The sequence below is a fragment of the Paraburkholderia fungorum genome (genome assembly GCF_900099835.1).
Classification (GTDB): Bacteria; Pseudomonadota; Gammaproteobacteria; order Burkholderiales; family Burkholderiaceae; genus Paraburkholderia; species Paraburkholderia fungorum_A.
On the sequence record NZ_FNKP01000001.1, the window covers coordinates 3,569,018 to 3,586,060 of the forward strand.

General features: G+C 63.5%; 15 protein-coding genes and 1 riboswitch. Of the genes, 9 read left to right on the top strand and 6 right to left on the bottom strand.

Going from position 1 to position 17,043, the window contains the following annotated elements; genetic code table 11:
- A complete protein-coding gene (locus tag BLS41_RS15895) occupies positions 1-1,137 on the bottom strand; it encodes an FAD-dependent oxidoreductase (RefSeq protein WP_074766078.1) in 1,137 nt (378 codons plus the stop codon).
- A gap of 219 nt (positions 1,138-1,356) precedes the next feature.
- Positions 1,357-1,480: riboswitch (TPP riboswitch) on the bottom strand.
- Between the two features lie 420 nt (positions 1,481-1,900).
- On the opposite strand from BLS41_RS15895, the gene BLS41_RS15900 reads away from it, so the two are divergent.
- The 5 genes from BLS41_RS15900 (at position 1,901) to BLS41_RS15920 (ending at position 6,818) form a co-directional block, all read left to right on the top strand.
- Entirely contained in the window at positions 1,901-3,652 is a 1,752-nt protein-coding gene (locus BLS41_RS15900; RefSeq protein ID WP_074766080.1) for an ABC transporter ATP-binding protein/permease, read from the top strand.
- Positions 3,649-4,452 (top strand): SDR family NAD(P)-dependent oxidoreductase, encoded by an 804-nt coding sequence (locus tag BLS41_RS15905; protein ID WP_074766082.1) that lies wholly within the window; start codon positions 3,649-3,651, stop codon positions 4,450-4,452. Before BLS41_RS15900 ends, BLS41_RS15905 begins: the two co-directional genes overlap by 4 nt.
- A gap of 255 nt (positions 4,453-4,707) precedes the next feature.
- Positions 4,708-5,169 carry a hypothetical protein gene (locus BLS41_RS15910; RefSeq protein ID WP_074766084.1) on the top strand — a complete coding sequence of 154 codons (462 nt, stop codon included), beginning with the start codon at positions 4,708-4,710 and terminating at the stop codon, positions 5,167-5,169.
- 240 nt (positions 5,170-5,409) lie between these two features.
- Complete coding sequence (locus tag BLS41_RS15915) at positions 5,410-5,988, top strand: hypothetical protein (protein ID WP_436971988.1); 579 nt, start codon at positions 5,410-5,412, stop codon at positions 5,986-5,988.
- Between the two features lie 92 nt (positions 5,989-6,080).
- Positions 6,081-6,818, top strand: coding sequence for a response regulator (locus tag BLS41_RS15920; protein WP_074766088.1), 738 nt, complete (start codon positions 6,081-6,083; stop codon positions 6,816-6,818).
- Positions 6,819-6,924: 106 nt separating this feature from the next.
- Here the strand turns inward: BLS41_RS15920 and BLS41_RS15925 are convergent, their stop codons facing one another.
- The 3 genes from BLS41_RS15925 to BLS41_RS15935 are packed head-to-tail and all read right to left on the bottom strand — an operon-like array spanning position 6,925 to position 8,523.
- A complete protein-coding gene (locus BLS41_RS15925) occupies positions 6,925-7,593 on the bottom strand; it encodes a flagellar basal body L-ring protein FlgH (protein WP_074766089.1) in 669 nt (222 codons plus the stop codon).
- A 52-nt stretch (positions 7,594-7,645) separates the two neighbouring features.
- Complete coding sequence (locus BLS41_RS15930) at positions 7,646-8,323, bottom strand: hypothetical protein (protein ID WP_074766091.1); 678 nt, start codon at positions 8,321-8,323, stop codon at positions 7,646-7,648.
- Between the two features lie 2 nt (positions 8,324-8,325).
- Positions 8,326-8,523 carry a DUF6726 family protein gene (locus BLS41_RS15935; protein ID WP_074766093.1) on the bottom strand — a complete coding sequence of 66 codons (198 nt, stop codon included), beginning with the start codon at positions 8,521-8,523 and terminating at the stop codon, positions 8,326-8,328.
- 594 nt (positions 8,524-9,117) lie between these two features.
- Here BLS41_RS15935 and BLS41_RS15940 point away from each other — a divergent pair.
- Both BLS41_RS15940 and BLS41_RS15945 read left to right on the top strand, forming a co-directional pair.
- On the top strand, positions 9,118-9,858 hold the full coding sequence (locus tag BLS41_RS15940; protein ID WP_074766095.1) for a response regulator: 741 nt from the start codon (positions 9,118-9,120) through the stop codon (positions 9,856-9,858).
- A complete protein-coding gene (locus tag BLS41_RS15945) occupies positions 9,855-11,153 on the top strand; it encodes an ATP-binding protein (RefSeq protein ID WP_074766097.1) in 1,299 nt (432 codons plus the stop codon). The genes BLS41_RS15940 and BLS41_RS15945 overlap by 4 nt, the downstream gene beginning before the upstream one ends.
- Before the next feature lie 247 nt (positions 11,154-11,400).
- Here the strand turns inward: BLS41_RS15945 and BLS41_RS15950 are convergent, their stop codons facing one another.
- The gene (locus BLS41_RS15950; RefSeq protein WP_074766099.1) at positions 11,401-12,351 is read right to left on the bottom strand and encodes a tyrosine-protein phosphatase; all 951 of its coding nucleotides are present in this window, start codon (positions 12,349-12,351) and stop codon (positions 11,401-11,403) included.
- Between the two features lie 365 nt (positions 12,352-12,716).
- Here BLS41_RS15950 and BLS41_RS15955 point away from each other — a divergent pair, with 365 nt between their 5' ends.
- Positions 12,717-13,976: an MFS transporter gene (locus BLS41_RS15955; protein WP_074766101.1), complete on the top strand. Its 1,260-nt coding sequence runs from the start codon at positions 12,717-12,719 to the stop codon at positions 13,974-13,976.
- Between the two features lie 20 nt (positions 13,977-13,996).
- Entirely contained in the window at positions 13,997-15,262 is a 1,266-nt protein-coding gene (locus BLS41_RS15960; RefSeq protein WP_074766103.1) for a D-amino acid dehydrogenase, read from the top strand.
- A 204-nt stretch (positions 15,263-15,466) separates the two neighbouring features.
- Here the strand turns inward: BLS41_RS15960 and BLS41_RS15965 are convergent, their stop codons facing one another.
- Entirely contained in the window at positions 15,467-16,936 is a 1,470-nt protein-coding gene (locus BLS41_RS15965; RefSeq protein WP_074766105.1) for a glutamate synthase subunit beta, read from the bottom strand.
- Positions 16,937-17,043: the final 107 nt, after the last annotated feature.

Genomic DNA, 17,043 nt, shown 5'->3' on the forward strand with positions numbered 1-17,043 from the left:
TCATGCCGGCTCCCGCGCGGAATCCAGTTGGAAAAGCTCGCTCCAGCGCGCGGCGTGGCGCCAGTCGGCGAACGCGTCGGCATCGCCCACACGGCCGTCGAGCAGCGCTGAAGCGAAACGGACGGCTTCGTCGGCGACCTCGGGCACGATCATGTAGCCGTGCCGGTACAGGCCGTTCACGCGCAGCGTCTGCGCGCCGTCCCACAGCAGCGCCGGCCGGTGATCCGGCAAAGTCGGGCGGCACTGCGAATTCAGTTCGAGGATGCGAGCCTCGCCGAAACCGGGATGCACCGAAAACGCCGCGCTCAGCAATTCGAGCGCCGAGCGCACGCTGACCGGCGACATGTCCTCGCCTTCGACTTCGGTCGCACCGATCACGTACAGATCGTTCTCTTTCGGCGCGATATACAGCGGATAACGCGGATGCAGCAGCCGCACCGGCCGCGTCAGCTTGATGCCGGGAGCGTGCACGCGCGCGACTTCGCCGCGAATGCCGCGCAAAGTGGGCAGCGCGGGCTTCGCGCCGAGCCCCCGGCAGTCGATCGTGATGCGCGCGGGCGGCAGCGCGGCATCGTCGACCGGCGTGTTCCAGTGAGTGTCGACGCCGCGTTGCGCGAGCCCCGCGGCCAGCGCGGCGAGCACCTGACGGTTATCCAGTTGACCTTCGCGCGGCAGCAGCCAGCCCTGATTGAAGCGGCCTGCCAGAGCGGGCTCCGCTGCCCCGACTTGTGCACCCGCCAGCGTCACGAAACCGCCGTCGAGCAACTCGGCTGGCGCATTCGAACGCACCCGGCGTTCGAACAGAGGCGCTTCGGTGCGATCCGCGTGATGCCAGACCACCAGCGTGCCGTTGCGCTGGAAAAACACGGGTTCGGGCAATTCCGCGAGCACTTGCGGCCAGGTGTCGAGCGAACTGGCGCCCAGCCGCGTAATCAGCAACTCCGCGCTGGCGGCTTCGGCGAGCGGCGCGAGCATCGCGGCTGCCACCCACGCTGCGGCCTGAGTGCCGGCGGCATCGCCACGCTCATACAGCGCCACGCGATGCCCCTGCCCTGCCAGACGCCATGCGACCAGCCGTCCGCTAAGACCGCCGCCGAGCACGGCGAAATCGGGTGTTGGGGAGGTGGGACGGTTCATCGTGCGCGCTCCGTCCGGTTGCCGGAGGCAACGCTGAAGCACGGCGCGTCAGCAGCGACGCGGCGAAGAGCAAAACACATATCTGAAGAATTGGCGGTCATCGAGTCCTTTCCGTACGGCAAAAATCGCACGTACCCAGGACGAAACCGGCGGGTAAAGCCGGCCGGACAACACGCGCGCACTGAATGTACGGACGCCGCCCGGCGGGGAATGGAAGATTGGTAGCTTCCGGAAACTTCCCGCGCCGGTATTACCCGGATCGGGTGCAAAGGGTCTCTCTCAGCCTCGCCGCCACGGCGTGAAAACCACGCCGCCAAGGGGCGAAGCACCCCTGTTTCGTCGAAGGTCATTAGACCATAAAACGCGCGCAGCCCGCAAACCAGCGGGCTGTCGCGCCGGCCGGAATTGATCCGGCACGCTATTTCTTTACGCGGATGCGGCCGGGTGCAACGCTCTGGCACAATGCACGAACGCATGTCGTCGAAGCGCGGCGCGAACGGCCTGTCGAGCCGCTTACGCCACGACGGCATGAGGTGAAGCCCTTAAGCGAAAATTAATTTTCGCTTAAGGGCTTCACGCCAGAATCGGACGCTCACCCGGACGCGCGTTCGTCGAGCACGACGCCCGGGCATGTACCGAGAATCCGCCGCAGAGCGGCCCCGAGGGTGGGCCAGCCTGCAAGGGAAACCCGGCACCGAGCCAACCCATCCGGGTCTGCCCAAGCGGGCCGCTCCGAACGGGCCAGCACTTCATCAGGACGCTCATGACACCGACCACCTCTGCCAGCCCCGCGCTGCCGCCAGACGAAAAAGTCTCCGCCTGGAGCCTGATCAAACCTTACTGGGTCTCCGAGGAAAAAAAAGTTGCCTGGGGCCTGCTCATCACGATCGTGGTGATGAACCTGCTTATCGTGTGGATCAACGTGCGCCTGAACCGCTGGAGCGCCGACTTCTACAACGCGCTGCAAAGCAAGAACGTGCACGATTTTCCGCACCTGCTGATGGTGTTTTCGCTGCTCGCGTTCGCCTTCATCATTCTCGCGGTGTACCGCGGTTATCTGCGTCAGATGCTCGGATTCCGCTGGCGTCAGTGGCTCACCACCCGGTACCTGAACGAGTGGCTGAAAGACAGCGCCTTCTACCGGATCGAACGCGACCGGCTCGCCGACAACCCCGACCAGCGGATCAGCGACGACCTGCAATCGCTCGCCACCAGCACGCTGTCGCTAACCCTCGACCTGCTGTCCACCGTTGTCACGCTGGTGTCGTTCATCACGATCCTCTGGTCGCTGGCCGGCGCGCTGAGCATCTCGCTCGGCGGCATGCCGCTGCAGATTCCCGGCTACATGGTGTGGGCCGCGGCGCTGTACGCGGTGATCGGTTCGGTCGTCATCCAGAAGGTGGGCCATCCGCTCGTGCCGATCAACTACCAGGCGCAGAAAGTCGAGGCGGACTTCCGTTTCGGCCTGATCCGGCTGCGCGAGAACGCCGAACAGATCGCCTTCTACAACGGCATGGAAGTCGAGAAGAAGAACGCGCACTCGCTGTTCGGCCGCATCCGCGACAACTGGTGGCAGGTGATGAAGTACACCAAGCGGCTCACTTTCGTATCCGCCTTCTACGGCCAGATCGCCATCATCTTCCCGATCGTGGTCGCCGCGCCCCGCTACTTCGCCGGCGCGTTCTCGTTCGGCGTGCTGATGCAGATTTCGAGTGCGTTCGGCACCGTCAGCGATTCGTTCTCGTGGTTCATCAACAGTTACGGCAGCCTCGTCGAATGGCGCGCTACGGTGAACCGGCTGCGCGAATTCAAGCGCGTCGTGCATGCGCCGCGTCTGAAGGAGTCGGTGTCGCCGGCTACCGAACATGGCGGCATCAACCTGCATTTCGTCGATGAAGACCGCCTCTCCACCGAAGGCCTCAAGCTCGCGCTGCCGAACGGCAGCCCGCTGTCGCGCATCCGCGATATCGCGATCGAGCCGGGTTCGCGCTGGCTGGTGCGGGGTCCGTCGGGCGCGGGCAAGAGCACGCTGATGCGCGCGCTCGCCGGCTTGTGGCCGTTCGGCGACGGCGCGATCGACGCACCGGTCAACGCGCGCATGATGTTCATTCCGCAGGTCAGCTATATGCCGATCGGCACGCTGAAAGCGGCGCTCGCCTACCCCTCGGCCGCCGACACCTATACCGACGACGAATGCCGCGAGGCGCTCGTCATCTGCCACCTGTCGGAATACGCGGATCGCCTGCAGGAATCGGGGCACTGGACGCGGATTCTGTCGCCGGGTGAGCAACAGCGTCTGGCCGGTGCGCGCGTGCTGCTGCACAAGCCCGACTACCTGTTCCTCGACGAAGCGACCAGCGCGCTCGACGCGGAAAACGAGGCGCGTCTTTATCGCCTGTTCACCGAGCGCTTGCCGAAGGCGGCGATTGTCAGCGTCGCGCATCGCGAATCGCTGGCTGCGTTCCACGAAGAAACGCTCGATGTCGAGCGTGCCGGCGAACCTGTCGCGGCATGAGCGACGCCGGCCGCGAAGCGGGCGACGTGATTAGCCCAAAGGCTGATCGCGTCGTGCTGATCACCGGCGCCGGTTCCGGTATCGGCGCGGCGCTTGCGCGTCGTATCGCGGGGCCGCGTCAATCGTTGATGTTGCACTCGCGCGGCGCCGACGATGCCGCCCGCGAACGTCTCGCGCAGGTGGCCGCCGAATGCAGCGCGAGCGGCGCAATCTGCGCGACAGTATTCGGCGATCTCGCCGAACGTGGCGCCGCGGAACATGTGATCGACCAGACGTTGGCGACATTCGGCGCGCTCGATCAACTGGTCGCCAACGCGGGACATGCTCAACGTCAGGCGCTCAATGCGCTCGATCCCGACTCATTCAGCAGCGCTTTTGCTGCGATGCCGGCCGCGTTCGCGGCGCTCGTCAAACGCGCAATGCCCGCGCTGGAAACGTCAAAGCGCGGCCGCGTGATCGCGCTGAGTTCTTTCGTCGCGCATCGTTATCGCGCGGACGCACCGTTTGCCGCGACGGCGGCGGCAAAAGCAGCGCTTGAATCGCTGGCTAAAACGGCTGCGGCTGAACTGGCGCCGTACGGCGTCACCGTTAATTGCGTGGCGCCCGGTTATACCCGCAAGGATCGCGGCCCAAGTGCCGATAACGCATCGGTATGGCAACGCGCCGCCGAAGCAACGCCGCTCGGCCATGTCGCTGAACCTGCCGATGTTGCCGCGCTGATCGCGTTTCTTCTGTCGGACGAAGCGCGTCATATCACCGGCCAGGTGATTCATATCGACGGCGGTCTCACGCTCGGCTGAGCGAACATGGAAGCGCGGCTTCGGCTTCCGAAATCATCCAGCCGACGCAGCAAAACATCATCACAAAATCCGCCTAAGCACCTCTGCCCGGCAACATCAAGAAATATCCCGAAATACCCGACAACAACTCGAAAGCATTTGCGAAGCGGGCGGGCTGTTCCGCCCTTTGAAAATGCCGCCTGGCGGCGACGATAGTCGTGCGGGCCGTACCACGTGCGGTCCGCATGTCATTCACTGCTACAGGACTCTCCGCACATGTCATCCGATCGCCGCTCCTCTGCTTTGATCCAGCGCCTTGCGCTGGCTTTCGGCTCCGCCCTGCTGCTCACCTGTGCCGCGCAGGCAGCGCAAGCCGCTCAATCGGCCGAGCCCGCCGACGTTTGCCCCGCGCTCAAACACATCGTCGACGCCACCGATTTCAAGCAGTTGCAATCGCAACCTGACGCGCGCCTGCCGGGCGTCGCAAACGGCGACGACTGCAACTCCAGCAAGCATTCCTACGATTGCCACTGGCGCGCGCACTGGCAGGCCGACGGCGTGATCAACGATCCGCTCGAGGAAATCGGCGCCGATATCGCCGCGTGCTTCCCGAATGTCGTGCACGACGTCAACACGCCGACGCGTCAGCATTTCATCGTGAAGACGGACGACCGCCGGGTCAGCGTCACCGCAAGCGTTCAGGGACAAAACGAATTGCGCCTGCGCGTGGTTCGCTAATTTCACGCTGAGTTCGCGTTCAGTTCGCGCCGACCTGGCGCTGACTTTACGCAAAACCTGTCGCTGAAAACGGCGCTAATCCGTCGCCAACACGGCGCCGAAACGCAGTCCTGAACGCTGCAAACGCTGTCGTCCGCTGCGATCCCGCTTCCTTTGACCGCCACCAGGCAACGCCTCATGACCTTCATGCCGAGCATCCACGCTTACGCTTTCACGCGAGTCCCACGGACTGCATGGGTCATGTTGCGGCGGCCCTGCGCGTGGCTGGCCATAGCCGGCACGCTCGCGTTCGGGCTGAACGGTTGCGCATGGACGCTGATCTCGGCCGCCGACGCAACCGGTTCGGTGATTCAGGCGGGTTACGCGATCGCCGCCAACTATTCGTCGCCGACGTTCGTCAACGGCCAGCCGGCCGATCTGCATCACGTGTGCATCGAGGTGAACCCGGCGGTGTCGGTCGGCGATTTCGTGCCGTCGCTGCAAATGGCGCTCGGCCATCGTGGAATTCGTTCGGATGTCTACAATCCGGGCACCTCACCCGCTGGCTGCGAGGCGCGTCTCGTCTACAACGCCGCGATCGACTACGGCCGCCGCTCGTTCAGCGACGAATCGATCCAGTATCTGTCGATCATCGACCTGACGTTGATCCAGGACGGCCGTATTCTCGTCACCGCACGCTATCAAACGGGCGGCCTCAACACCGACCGCTTCTCGTCGGCATCGACCAAACTCACCGGTCTGATCGACCGGATGGTGGTCGACAAAAAGGCATTCACGCCGGTCCCCCCGCAAACCATTCAGACGTCGCAGGCCAATTAAGTTCGCAGTTTGCTTGCTTTGTCTTACGCGGGAAAGGATTCGAAAGCGTCATGCGCTTTGCTCCGCGCGTGAGGATCACTAAGATGGCCTGAATGAACCAATCCATCCTGGTCGTCGACGACGACCCCGTCGTACGAGAGCTCGTCAGCGAATATCTGCAGGGACGCGGCTTTAAAGTCACCACGCTCGAACACGGCGTGGCGCTTCAGCGCGCGTTGCAGGAAGAGCGTCCCGCGCTGATCGTGCTCGATATCATGATGCCGGAACTCGACGGCATCAGTGCGCTGCGCGCATTGCGCGTCGCGGGCGACGATATTCCCGTGATTCTATTGACGGCGCGTGCCGACCCGATCGACCGCGTGATCGGTCTCGAACTCGGTGCCGACGATTATCTCGGCAAACCCTTCGAACCGAGCGAACTGGTCGCGCGCATCCGCACGGTGCTGCGCCGTCGCGGCACGATTGCGCCGAGCGCGCCTGAACAGCGTGCACCCTACCGTTTCGGGCATTTCGAAGTGAATTTCCCGGCGCGCGAACTGCGCCGCGACGGCGAACGCATTTCGCTGCGTTCCAGCGAATTCGCAATGCTCAAGGTGTTCGTCACGCACGCGATGACCGTGCTCACGCGCGCGCAGTTGCTGGAGAAATTGCACGGCAACAGCGAGGCGCATCGCAATCGCAGCCTTGATGTGTCGATCTGGCGATTGCGCCGGCTAATCGAGGTAGACCCGTCCGAACCGCGTTACGTGCAGACCGTCTGGGGACGCGGTTACGTGTTCGTGCCGGACGGCGAGATCGGCGCGGCTGAGCGGAGTGGCACACTGGCCTGAAGCACCGTCCTCACGGCATGCGGCGCGTGAATTCACCTGCATCAACACACCATTCGACGTGGGCGTTGCTTCATAGACCGAAGCAACGCCCATTTTCTCTTGAGCGTCAGAAAGTCAGCACGCTCATGAACATTCTTTGCAGCCAGCCCATCGTGGTGGAATCGGACACCATCCCCACGCCGGCCTGCTCGATGCGCGCGTTCGCGACCTTGCTCGACTCGACGTAATTGCCCGATTCGATGTCCTTCGGATTGACGATGCCTGAGAGCCGCAAGCGATCGCGGTTGCCGCTTTGCGAAATCACTTTCTCTCCCGACACCACCAGGTTGCCGGTCGGCATCGTGCCGATCACGGTGACGGCGAGCGTGCCGGTCATCGCGCTGGTATCGGTAATGTTGCCCTGCCCGGCGTAAGTCGTGGACGCCGAGCCGATATTGAACAGCCTCGCGAGTCGCGCGGCCGCGTTGGTCGATTGATCGGCGGCGGTGGCGGTAATGCTGCTCGAACGGCTCGCCGCAGCCGTCGCGCTGTTGTTGCCGTTATATGACTCCGACAGCACGATCGTCAGCACGTCGCCGATATGTTGCGCGCGTGGCGTTTCATACATCAGCAACGTCTGTCCGGCCTGATAGATCGCGCCTTGCGTGTTGATGTTCAACGGCGTGGACGCGAGCGGCGGCGCCATCGGCGTTTCGACGATGGAATCCGAATGGCTCGCGCAGGCCGCCAGCCAGAACGTGGCGCCGAGCGCGACAGTAAGACGTAGCGCAGTCATGCATGCTCCTTGGCCCGATGGGCCGGGTTCGTACGGACACGGTTCATCAACATCAACCAGCCTCGGCGCCGCTTGCCTGCCATTGCCGCACGACCGACTTCACCCAGGTATCCGTGCCTTTCAGCAGATAGGTGAGCGTGCCGTTGCGGCTGCCCGGCAGGAAGCACAACGTGATCGAGCTCACCGCGTTTTCCCAGATATAGGTCGGCAACACGCCCATTGACGCGTTCTGCGTCGCGAGACGTGGCGGCCCATATCGACCTGCAAGTGCATTGCGCAGATCTTCGGCGGTGATCTCGTCGATTAAAAAAGAAATCTCGTACAGACGCAGCGCGCTTTGCCCGTCGATCCGCGCAAAACGCAGCACGTGTTCCAGCGCGGGTGCGCCGTCGACCACGGCCTGCGAGGCAGTCCAATGGTCGTCCGTGCGATGCGCCCAGCGGCACGCGACGGTCAGGCTGTCATGCGATTTCAGCCGCATGCCGAGCGCGCCCGCCTGCACGTCCGTCTCGCAGACGGGCACGCTGTCCGGTGGCGTCGCCCGCACCTTCGAGCCGGCGCGGAAATCGTCCAGCGTGATGCCAAGCGGGACGCCGCGAAAATCGAAGGGCGCATCTCTCGACACCGCACTCGCCGCCTTCGCCTGACGCGCGACGGGTTGCGCCTGCACGGCCATCGGGATGAGGCCGCCAAGCAGCGCCAGGGCGCAGGCAGTCCGTTTGAGAGTCATGATCAGTCGATCGCCGACGCACATGCGTTGAACGGCGTGGCCGCCGCATGGCCCACGACCGGGATGATGTCCGCCGCGGCCGCAGTCAGCCGGCACGGCAGCGCAACGACGCCGCAGCCGCCGAGCGGCAGCAGCGTCGCGCCGAGCGTCAACCACGCAACGACACGTATCAGGCGTTCAGATGTTCTCGAGGTCGACACAAGGGCCTCTTGGGATCAGGCAGTCGTATTGACGTTATGACCGACGAGCCCGGTGGGCAGCGACGGAGTCGCGGTAGCCTTGGGCGTCGTGGCAACCGGATTGCTCGGCGCGGCAGGCTTTGCCGCCGGCTTTGGGGTCAACCCAGGAAGAGCGGTTGAAGTGAGAGTGTTGCTAATAGTCATGAGAACCTCGCATGGCGCTGGATTGTGATTCACGCCGCATGCTGTCGGCCCAGCGCATCAGGCGGAGAGAGCTTCGGCGTACGACGCAATGAACTGCACGACGAATCATCTCTCTGCCTGTTCGCGAGTAATGCACGAAGAAAAGCGCGCTTTCCGGCAGTTCTTACGACCCATTGCGAGGAATTGCTTCGGGTTCCCAATTCACCCAAAATATTTCATCGGACAAATTCAGGTGCTCCGGGACGGATGCGCGCGAGCTTCCGCGAGGGTCCGTCCGGATTCGTTGAAATATGCTGTGAGCCTTGAACGGCGGGCCTTACACGCGGGTCGGCGTGATTGGCGCGAGGGATCGTAAGTGTTGGTAAGAAAACTGGGAAGCGCGTGTCACGCGGACCAGCTTAAAATTTCGGCATGAATCCACAGGTCCTTATCGTCGACGACGATCCGGTCGTACGCGATCTGCTATGCAAGTTTCTGCAATCGAACGGCTTCGACGCGTCCGTGCTGCACGACGGCACTCATCTCCAGCGCCGGCTCGAGCGTGAACGGCCGTCGGTCGTCGTGCTCGACATCATGATGCCCAACACCGACGGCCTGCGCGCGCTCACCGCGCTGCGCGCCGCCGGCGACGACATCCCGGTGATTTTCGTGACCGCGCGCGGCACGGTGGCCGATCGCATTGTCGGGCTCTCGCTCGGTGCGGACGACTATCTGACCAAGCCGTTCGATCCGCGCGAACTGCTCGCGCGCATCCACACGGTGTTGCGCCGCCGGGGTCCGTCCACGACCAGCGCGCCGGAAGCCCGCAAACGCTACAAGTTCGGCCCGTTCGAACTCGACTTCGCGACCCGCTCGCTCACGCGCGACGACACCAAGCTGCCGTTGCGCGACAGTGAGTTCGCGCTCCTGAAGATCTTCGTCAACAATCCGTACAAGGTGTTGTCGCGCGTGCTGATTCACGATCTCGTGCATCGCGACAATCTCGCGTTCCGCGACCGCAGCCTCGACGTGCCGATCTGGCGCCTGCGCCGCGTGATCGAAGACGATCCGTCCAACCCCTGCTACGTGCAAACGGTGCGCGGCAAAGGCTACGTCTTCGTACCCGACGCCGACGGCACGCCTTTCGCCGACGAGGCCCCGCCCAGCGCATGAAAAACCCGCTGAACACGCTGTTCGGCAGAATGGCGTTGCTGTCGGCGGCGGTGTTGTTTGCGATTCAGGCCGGCTGGTTCGTGCTGGTGATCATGCAGCCGCCGCGCCATGAAATCGACGGCTTTGCGCGTGGCCTTCTGCTGGTGCTGCAGGCCATCAACGGCGAGCCGGTGAAGGGCGCTGCCCTCGCGCCCGCCATGCGCGTGCATCTCGTGCCCACCTGGAACATGCCGGCGAGCGTGCATCTGCGCACGCCAACGGAACGTCCGCTGGTCGAACTGAGCCGGCAACTACGCGACAACCTGCCGATCGGTACGCAAATCGCCGTCGACGACGTGCGGCCGCCCCACATCTGGGTACTGTTCCCGGGCAAGTCGAATTGGGTGGTCGTGCCGGTCGACGTGCCACCGCGCCCGCGCTTTCTTGTCGAAGGCGCGTCGATGCTGCTTGCCGCGCTGATCCTGTCGCTGTTCGCGGTCTGGCAAATGCAACGGCCGCTATCACGCGTCGCCGACGCGGCTCGTGCGTTCGGTTCTGGTGGCCGTCCTGAACCGGTGACTGTGCAGGGTCCGCGAGAGTTGCGTGATCTGATCGGTTCGTTCAACGACATGATGCGTCGCCTGAACGAAGCCGGCGACGACCAGGCCGTGATGCTCGCGGGCGTCGCGCACGATCTGAAAGCGCCGCTCACGCGGCTCAAATTGCGCGCGAGCGTGCTGGTGGCGGAGAACGAGCGCGCGGGTCTGATTCGCGATGTCGACTCGCTGACCAACATCGTCCAGCAGTTTCTCGAATTCGCCGGTCAGTCCGCCGATGCCGGGCCGCCTGTCGAAGTCGACGAGTTCCTGCGCGAACAGTTTTCGTCCGGCGATGCGGCCAGCGATTCATCCGGCGACAGCAGCGACGCCCCGCTATTCACGCTCGATCTGCGCGCGGGCTCCGCGTTCGCACTGCCGCGCACGCTGCTCGACCGCCTCGTCACGAATCTCGTCGACAACGCGCTCGAACACGGCGCGCCGCCGGTGGATATCAGCACGTCGCGAAACGACCGGCATTGGGTAATCAGCGTGCGCGATCGCGGCCCGGGCATTCCCGACGACCGCATCGCGGCGGCGATGAAGCCGTTCGTCCGGCTCGACGCGGCGCGCGGAGGCGAAGGTCATTGCGGGCTCGGTCTCGCGATCGTCGCGCGGTTGGCGCACGATCGCGGCGGACGTTGTCACGTGCTCAATCATCCGCAAGGCGGTCTGGACGTGCGGATCGAATTGCCGGTGGCGCTACCGCTGGCATGCTGAAGAAACGAAGGGAATGGAGAGGGAAACAGGCCACTTACGCAGCCTTACGGTGTGGCCTTTGACGAGTGGCGTGGCCTTATAGTCAGCACCGGCAACCTCGATGCCGCCCTTCTCAGTCCGCCCAGTTTTTTAGGGCGGACATTTTTTTGTCCGGGCTTTGTCTACGTTGTTCGGACTTCACGCGCCGCCGCATTTCATGGCGCTCGACGCCGCGCGAGATTCACCGCCTCGCGGCCAATCACACCACTCAACGCACGAGCCGACTGCGCAGCGTATCGATCGTCGTCTGAGACATGCCGAGGCCCTGCGTCAGATAGTTCGCCATCGTGCCGTAGCTTGCCTGCACCTGGTCGAACCCGGCCTGCAGATAACTCTCCTGAACGTTCAGCAACGGCGCCTCGACCGTCGCAATCGCGTCGCCATCCTGCGCGCGCAGCGTGGCGGTCTGCGTCTGGATCGACTGCGCCAGATAAACATTGCTCAGCAGATAGTCCTGCATGATGACGTCGAGCGGAACGTTGGCAATACTCAGCAGCACTGCCGCGACCCAGCCGGTGCGATCCTTGCCCGCGCTCGAATGGAACAGTTGCGCGCCCGCGCCGTCGGCCAGACGCGTCAGCAGCGCGCCAAATGCGGCACGCTGCGCGCCGCCGAACACGTACGAACGCGCCTGCATTTCCATGAACGAGGTGGCGGCATCGGATGTCGCGAAGGTCGGCTCGACGAAGTCGCTGGTGCCGAGCACGTTGTACGTCTGTGAGGTTGCACCGTCCGGCAGGACATCGGCGGTTCGCGCGATTTCACCCGGCGTGCGCAGATCGTAGACCGACGCGATACCGAGTTTGTCGACGGTTGCCTGGTCGGCGCTGCTGAAGGTCAGCACGTTCGCGCGAAAGAAAGCGCCACGGCGCATCTGCTTGCCGTCTACCGTCAGATAGCCGACCGAAGCCCCGGCGAGATCGCGAAAGTTACTCACCGACGCGAGGCGCGGCGTTTCCGGCTGATCGGTTTCGAGATTGCCGCCGCCGCACGCGGACAGCATCGAACTGCCCAGCCCTGAGAAGAGCAAGGCACTGGCGGAACCTTTGAGGAAGCTCCGGCGCGCTGGAGAAATGTGGCTCAGCGCGCCCGGACCTGTCCGCAGGCTCGTGCTCGCGGCACGGTGGGACAGCGAGCAGGTTTTCGCGGTTGCGGGCATTAGGCGTGGCTGGCGCGGACGTGAGGGATCGGAATTGCAGCTTCGGGGCTGAGCGCGCAGTTTAACGGTGCTTACGCCGTTTTACGTTACATGGTAGTAGTTGGTAAGAAAACGTATGGAAGGCTTCCGCGAGCCTGCGGCGGGTTTGCGGGTGCGGATGCACTGCCGGTCGGCGGTCGAAGCGGTTTCAACGGTGTTTCCTTTCCCTTAGCGGCTATTACCTTGTCGTTACCGCGTGAGCCGCGTGATAACGCTGCCAGCCATTTTTGACCTGGCGTGCCTTACAACGCCGCATCCCCGTAAAATACAAACGCCCTTCAATCACGCCCCCGGCACGCAAAAAGACCTGGAGACCACAACAAAACATGCCTTCTCTCCAATGGTTCACCGAGCTGAGTCCGCGCGAGCGGCGCACGCTTTACGCCGGGTTCGGCGGCTACGCAGTCGACGCTTTCGACTTCATGATCTACTCGTTCCTCATTCCGACGCTGATCGCGACGTGGGGCATGACCAAAAGCGAAGCCGGCATGATCGCCACCAGTTCGCTGATCTCATCGGCAATCGGTGGCTGGCTCGCGGGCATTCTTGCCGACCGCTACGGCCGCATCCGCGTGCTTCAGTGGACCATCGCCACCTTCGCGATCTTCACTTTTCTGTCGGGCTTCACCCATTCGTTCTGGCAACTGCTGGCCACGCGCACGCTGCAAGGCATCGGCTTTGGCGGTGAGTGGTCGGTCGTGACGATCATGATGGCCGAGACGATCCGCTCGCCGCAGCATCGCGCGAAAGCGGTGGGCACCGTGCAGAGCAGCTGGTCGTTCGGCTGGGCGGCGGCGGCGATCGTCTACTGGGCGTCGTTTGCGTTGCTGCCGGAACAGTACGCGTGGCGCGCGTGCTTCTGGGTCGGCCTGCTGCCCGCCGCGTGGATCATCTACATTCGCCGTAACGTGAGCGACCCGGAAATCTTTCTCGAGACACGCCGCGCGCGCGAAAACGGCTTCGACACCTCGCACTTCCTGCAGATCTTCTCGGGCGTTCACCTCAAGACCACGCTGCTCGGCAGCGCGCTGTGCACCGGCATGCTCGGTGGGTATTACGCGATCACCACGTGGCTGCCGACCTACCTCAAAACTGTGCGCCATCTGTCGGTGTTCAACACCAGCGGCTATCTGATCGTGCTGATCGTCGGCTCGTTCACCGGCTATATCGTCGGCGCGATTCTGTGCGACACGATCGGCCGGCGCGCGTCGTTCGTGCTGTTCGCGATCGGCTCGTTCGTGCTCGGCATGGTCTACACGATGCTGCCCATCACCGACGGCATGATGCTCGCGCTCGGCTTCCCGCTCGGCATCGTCGTGCAGGGAATTTTCGCGGGCGTGGGCGCGTATCTGTCGGAGTTGTATCCGAATGCGATACGCGGCTCCGGACAAGGCTTCTGCTACAACCTCGGGCGCGGACTCGGCTCCTTCTTTCCGATTCTGGTCGGTACACTGTCGCAAACCATGACGCTCGTTAAGGCAATGGGCATTGTGGCCGGCGCGGGTTATCTGCTCGTGATCGTTGCCGCACTGTGTCTGCCGGAAACGAAGGGCAAAGTCCTCGGTGCGACTGGCTCGGTCGCCTGAATTCGCAGCAGCACTCATCCATGAAAACGATTGTTCTCGGCGGCGGCGTCATTGGCGTCGCCACGGCTTTTTACCTGGGCCAGCAAGGCTGCGAAGTCACGGTGATCGAGCGCGAACCCGACGTCGCGCTGTCCACCAGTTTCGGCAATGCGGGCGTGATCGCCCCGGGCTATGTGACGCCGTGGGCCGCTCCCGGCATGCCGGTCAAGATCCTCAAATACCTGTTCAAACCCGCGTCGCCGCTAATCTTCCGGCCTACGTTCGATCCGGCGCAATGGCGCTGGATCGCGCGCTGGCTGCGCGAATGCGACCTCGAACATTTCCGCGTCAACAAGCAGCGGATGCAGCGCATCGCTTATTACAGCCGCGATTGTCTGCATGAGTTTCGCGGACGTCATCCGTTCGATTACGGTCGCAGCCAGGGCTATCTGCAACTGTTTCGCAGCGAGTACGACGTCGAGCTGGCGCAGCCCGCGCTAACCGTGTTGCGCGACGCGGGCATCGCGCATCGGGAAGTGAGCGCGGCGCAGTGCATCGAGATCGAACCGGGCCTGCGCTGGGCGCGTGAGACGCCGCTCTCCGGCCTCTATCTCCCCGACGACGAAGCCGGCGATTGCGCCCGCTTCACCCGCGAATTGCGCGCGATCTGCGAGCGCAACGGCGTGCGTTTTCGCTTCGATACCAGCGTCACGGGGCTCGATGTGCGAAGCGGTGCGGTGCATGGCGTGCATGTCGACAGCGAACACGGCGCGGAGACCTTGCTGGCCGATGCCGTGGTGGTCGCGCTGGGTGTCGACAGCGCGGAGCTTCTCGCGCCGCTCGGCGTGAAGGTGCCGCTCTATCCGGTGAAAGGCTATTCGGCGACGCTCCCCGTCACCGACGAAGAAAAAGCGCCGCGCGCCGCGTTGATGGACGAGTCGTTGAAAACCGCGATCACGCGTTTCGGCAACAACCTGCGAATTGCGGGCACCGCTGAATTGGGCAACGGCCAGACCACCTTGCGCGAGCAGGCGTTGCAAACGTTGATGAAGGTGCTGCGCGACTGGTTTCCGCACGCGGCCAATCCGACGTCCGCGCATTTCTGGGTCGGACGCAGGCCCATGACGCCCGACGGTGCGCCTTTGCTCGGGCCGTCCGGCGTGGACAATTTATGGCTGAACCTCGGTCACGGCTCGACCGGATGGGCGATGTCGATGGGTTCAGGACGCGTGGTCGCGGATCTGATCACGCAGCGCAAGCCGGAAATCGATCTCGATGGACTGACGTTGGCGCGCTACCGGAAGTAACGCGGCGGTCACCACGCACGTTAAAAAGCCGGGTCCACCTTCTCAGGTGGCCCGGCTCTGTTTTTTTACCGCTTTGTTCTACCGCTGTATGTGCCGCTTCTTAAGCTGTCGCACATTGTCGTCTCCACCTCTTCCTGCAAACTTTGACCGGCTTTCGCTTTTGTTCACACGGCGAAAACCGGCGGCAATCAGGTTTGAGACGTCTTAACGCGGCAGTTCCGAATGACCCATCAGGAATGCATCGACGGAACGCGCGCACTGACGGCCTTCGCGAATCGCCCACACCACCAGCGACTGACCGCGACGCATATCGCCCGCCGTGAACACCTTGTCCACCGACGTGTAATACGCCTTGTCGCCTTCGGTCGCGGCACGCACGTTGCCGCGTGCATCCTTGTCGACGCCGAACGCTTCGAGCACCGGCGACACCGGCTGCGTGAAGCCCATGGCCAGCAGCACCAGATCGGCCTTCATTTCGAATTCGGAGTTCGGCACTTCGACCATCTTGCCGTCCTTCCATTCGACGCGCGCGGCGATCAGCTTCTCGACCTTGCCGTTCTTGCCTTCGAGGCGCTTGGTCGCGACCGCCCAATCGCGCTCGCAGCCTTCGTCATGCGACGACGACGTGCGCAGCTTGATCGGCCAGTACGGCCACACGAGCGGCTTGTTCTCTTCTTCCGGCGGCTGCGGCAGCAGTTCGAATTGCGTGACGCTCTTCGCGCCATGACGATTCGATGTGCCCACGCAGTCCGAACCCGTATCGCCACCGCCGATCACGACAACGTGCTTGCCCTTCGCGAGCAACTGGTTCGTAACCTTGTCGCCGGCGTTGACCTTGTTCTGCTGCGGCAGGAATTCCATCGCGTAATGGATGCCTTCCAGCTCACGGCCCGGCACCGGCAGATCGCGCGGCGTTTCCGAACCGCCTGCCACCACAACTGCGTCGAACTGTTCTTTCAGCTCGGCCGGGGTGATGGTTTCCTTCGCCGTGTTGCCGATCCAGGCCGGCAGCGAGCCTTCCTTGCCGACGAACACGTTCGCGCGGAACGTCACGCCTTCGGCTTCCATCTGACGCATGCGGCGGTCGATCAGCCACTTTTCCAGCTTGAAGTCGGGAATGCCATAACGCAGCAGGCCGCCAATGCGGTCGTTCTTTTCGAACACCGTCACATCGTGCCCCGCACGCGCGAGTTGCTGCGCGACGGCGAGACCCGCGGGGCCGGAACCGACCACCGCGACCTTCTTGCCGGTCTTGTGCTTCGGCGGCTGCGGAGCAACCCAGCCTTCAGCCCACGCCTTGTCGATGATCGCGTGTTCGATCGACTTGATGCCGACCGGATCGTTGTTGATGCCGAGCGTGCACGCCGCTTCGCACGGTGCCGGGCAGATGCGGCCCGTGAACTCGGGGAAGTTGTTGGTCGAATGCAGCACTTCGATCGCGTTCTTCCAGTCCTGATGGAACACCAGGTCGTTGAAGTCCGGGATGATGTTGTTCACCGGGCAGCCGTTGTTGCAGAACGGAATACCGCAGTCCATGCAACGTGCGCCCTGAATCTTCGCTTCGTCGTCGCTCAATGCCGCGACGAATTCCTTGTAGTGCTTCACACGCGTGAGCGGAGCTTCGTACGTCTCGTGTCGACGTTCGAACTCGAGAAAACCGGTTGCCTTGCCCATGTGGTTCTCTTCTCTATCTGTATCTAGGGGTGATCTGGACCCGCCGCGCGTCGAATGGTCGAGAGGCGGCGGGTACGGCTAAATGTGACGTCTGCGTCCGAGCAGCA